This window comes from Streptomyces sp. NRRL F-5755 (assembly GCF_001279365.1).
Lineage (GTDB): Bacteria > Actinomycetota > Actinomycetes > Streptomycetales > Streptomycetaceae > Streptomyces > Streptomyces rimosus.
This window is the reverse complement of record NZ_LGCW01000124.1, coordinates 1-3,161: the sequence shown is the minus strand read 5'-3', so window position 1 is coordinate 3,161 and position 3,161 is coordinate 1. Positions and strand designations below refer to the sequence as shown.

Annotated in this window: 4 protein-coding genes and 1 tRNA gene; 3 read left to right on the top strand and 2 right to left on the bottom strand. The window is 72.1% G+C overall.

Going from position 1 to position 3,161, the window contains the following annotated elements:
• On the top strand, positions 1 to 373 hold a 373-nt coding region (locus tag ADK86_RS14395), incomplete at its 5' end, for an amidohydrolase family protein (protein WP_159393857.1).
• 15 nt (positions 374 to 388) lie between these two features.
• Here ADK86_RS14395 and ADK86_RS45405 read toward each other — a convergent pair.
• Positions 389 to 970, bottom strand: a complete 582-nt coding sequence (locus ADK86_RS45405) for an ATP-binding protein (RefSeq protein WP_063788995.1) — start codon at positions 968 to 970, stop codon at positions 389 to 391.
• A gap of 132 nt (positions 971 to 1,102) precedes the next feature.
• Between ADK86_RS45405 and ADK86_RS14385 the strand changes: the two genes are divergently transcribed.
• Positions 1,103 to 2,374, top strand: coding sequence for a helix-turn-helix domain-containing protein (locus ADK86_RS14385; protein ID WP_053696959.1), 1,272 nt, complete (start codon positions 1,103 to 1,105; stop codon positions 2,372 to 2,374).
• Entirely contained in the window at positions 2,371 to 2,934 is a 564-nt protein-coding gene (locus tag ADK86_RS14380) for a GNAT family N-acetyltransferase (RefSeq protein WP_053696958.1), read from the top strand. Before ADK86_RS14385 ends, ADK86_RS14380 begins: the two co-directional genes overlap by 4 nt.
• Positions 2,935 to 2,964: 30 nt before the next feature.
• On the opposite strand, the gene ADK86_RS14375 is transcribed toward ADK86_RS14380, so the two are convergent.
• A tRNA-Pro gene (locus ADK86_RS14375) sits at positions 2,965 to 3,038 on the bottom strand.
• Positions 3,039 to 3,161: the final 123 nt, after the last annotated feature.

The following is a 3,161-nucleotide window of genomic DNA, read 5'->3' as shown; positions in this document are numbered from 1 at the left end:
CCCCCCGGGGGCCCCCCCCCCCCCCCCGCACATCGCCCGCCGTATCCCCGCCCTCATCGCGGGGCTGGGCACCCTGCGCGAGGCCGGCGTGGCCATGGCCCTGGGCAGCGACTCGGGAATCTTCCCGATCAAGGCCCACGGCAGCTACCCGTACGGCATCACCGCCATGGCCGACTTCGGCTTCACCCCGGCACAGGCCCTGCGGGCGGCGACATCGACGGCGGCGCTGGTGTGCGGGGTGGGCGGGCGCAAGGGGCGGATCGCGGCGGGGTACGACGCGGATCTGATCGCGGTGGGCGGGGATCCGCTGGCGGATGTGGGGGTGGTGAGGGAGGTGGTGGCGGTGGTGCGTAGTGGGAGGAGGGTGGTGTGAGGCCCTCCTGCGCCTCTACGAGCGGTCCCGTACGGACGCGCGCGGCGTGACCACGGTCAGGCGCTCGGGCCTCCGCGAATTCCACTGCCCCGGCCCCGACTCCGGCCGAAGCACCCACTCGGCGCCCCCGAGTACGTCGGTGACGATGCCGTGCCGCCCGGTCTCCCCGTCCCGAACCAGATCGCCCACCCAGGGATACCGCTCGCCGCGCATCCCTTGCCCGCCTCCGTGCAGTTCCGCCCACACCCGCTTGCCCCACGGCAACGGCTCACTGCCCCAGTCCCACGCCAGCCCGGTTACGAGCACCAGCCCGCGCCCGCCCTCGTCCGCCCCGCCGGGCTCCCGGAGCCACGGCACCTTCCCCGACTTGTCCACGACTCCGATACGCACCCGGGCCGGCTCCAGCCGGGTGACGGTGACCCGGACGGAACGGCTCCGCGCATGCTGAACGGCGTTGGTCACCAGCTCGGAGACGATCAGGGCGCCGTCATCGGCCAGTTCCTCCAGGCCCCAGGTGGAGAGGGCTTCGCTCACCAGGTGTCTGGCGGCGGCTGCGCTCTCGGGTGCGCGAGGCAGGTTTTCGGCAACGTGCGCCATGCCGATTCGCCCTTTCAGGTCGGTCGCGTCCCCGGGGCGTCAGCGCAGCCGCCGGGGTGTACGGACCGATCATCGGGACGAGCGCGCACCGGCCCCATCCCACCTCCCTATGGGCCGCCCTATATTCGTCCTATGACGGCACCCGGCCTCGGCCTCTGGTCCCACCCAGAGCTGCGTACGGCGCTCGCCGCCGAGGACTGGGGCGCCGTCCTGCGCACCTACCGCAAGCTCTCCGGGCTCTCGCAGACCAAGGCCGGCGAACTCGTCGGCCTGGTGCAGCCGGACGTGTCGGACATCGAGCGCGGGCGCCGCCGGGTGACGTCGAGTGAGGTGCGGCAGCGCATCCTCGCCGGACTGGGGGCGCCGCCTCATGCCACGGGCCCCGAACGCCGGCCCGTCGCGGGGCTCCTGCTGCCCGGTCCGGGGCCGGACGACGACCTGCTGGCCCGCATCACCGGCGCGGCCGACGCCACGCACAAGGTGGATGCCCCCACGCTGGACTGGCTGGACAGGCTGCTCGCCGAGCACCGTTCCGCCGAGGACCTGATCGGGTCCCGTCCGCTGGTGGGGCTGATGCGGCAGCAACTCGGTTCCGTTGTCGGCCTGTTCGCGGGCGCCAGAGGGCCGCTCGCGGACCGGGTGATCCGGCTCGCCTCCGAGCACGCCCAGTTCCTCGCGTGGATGGCGCAGGATCAGGGACAGACCGCCGCCGCTCTCACCTGGTACGACCGCAGTCACGACTGGGCGCTGGAGGCCGGTGACGCGGACATGGCCGCCACGACGCTGAGCATGAAGGCACACATGGCGTGGTCCGGCGGTCGGGGCGACCGCGCCGTACGCCTCGCCGAGGCGGCTCGCCGGTCGGCCCCGGGCGCGTCCCCCGGCGTACGGGGGATGGCGGCGCAGATGGCCGCGCGCGGCCACGCCCTCAACGGCGCCGGCGACGACGCCCACCGCCTGCTCGACGAGGCGCGGAGGCTGATCGGCCGGGCGTCCGAGCGCCCGGAGGACGAGCCCGCGTGGATGTACTTCTACGGCGACACGTGGTTCACGCTCCAGCGGGGCATGATCGCCATGCATCTGCGCGACTGGACCGGCGCCGCCGATCATCTGCGGACCGGGCTGGCCGGGCTGGCGGACTCCTACCGGCGGGACCGCACCTGGTACGGATGCTGCCTGGCCCACGCGTACGCCGGGTCCGGCGAGCCCGCCGAAGCGCTGTCCGTCGCCCTCCCCCTCGTCCCCGACGCCGCCACGATCGGCCGCCCGCACTCCTGGAACGAACTGCACACCACGGCCGCCGCCATGATCCGCACCGGAGCGAAGGAGGGGCACAGGCTGGTGGAGGCGCTGCGGCAGCACGACTGGCGCTTTCCAGCGTTCGAAACGGAGCGGACTCGATGACCCCCACCCTTGAACTGCGCCACTTCACCCACGCAGACCTGCCCGACAGCCGGCAGACCTTGATCGGCGTACATGCCGACGTGCACGCCGCCCGGATGACCGACGACGCGTTCCGGCAGAAATTTCCCTGGTTCGTGGATCACTGGGGCGGCAACCCGGGCTTCTCGTGTGTGATCGCGTACGACGGCGGCGAGGCGGTGGGCTTCGCGTACGGGGCTCCCAGTGCGCCGGGGCGGGAGTGGTGGCGGGGGCAACTGGAGCCCGTACCCGAGAAGGGCCGCACGTTCCACTTCTCCGAGCTGATGGTGCGCGAGCGGTGGCGGAAGACGGGCTCCGCCGAGCGGCTGCACCGGGCGTTGATGGAGGCCAGGGACGAAGATCTCGCTGCACTGCTGGTCGACACGACGCATCCGAGAGTGCAGACCCTGTACGAAGCCTGGGGCTACCGAAAGATCGGCGAGGACCAGCCGTTCCCGGATTCCCCGGTGTACGCGGTCATGGTCGCCGACCTGCCGCTCCAGCAGCCGCAAACGATCGAGGGCCCTGCTCCACCGAAGTGAAACAAGGCCCTGACCTGCGACTCTTACGAGTCGGGACGACAGGATTTGAACCTGCGACCCCTTGACCCCCAGTCAAGTGCGCTACCAAGCTGCGCCACGTCCCGGTGCTCGCTTCGGCCGGGTTTCCCCGGTCGCGGCGTGCAGAAGAAAAATACCCTGTTCGGGCCCCGGAATCCAAAATCGGGGTCGATTCGGCCGCTCGCGGGGTGGTGGGAAGGGGGTGGGGC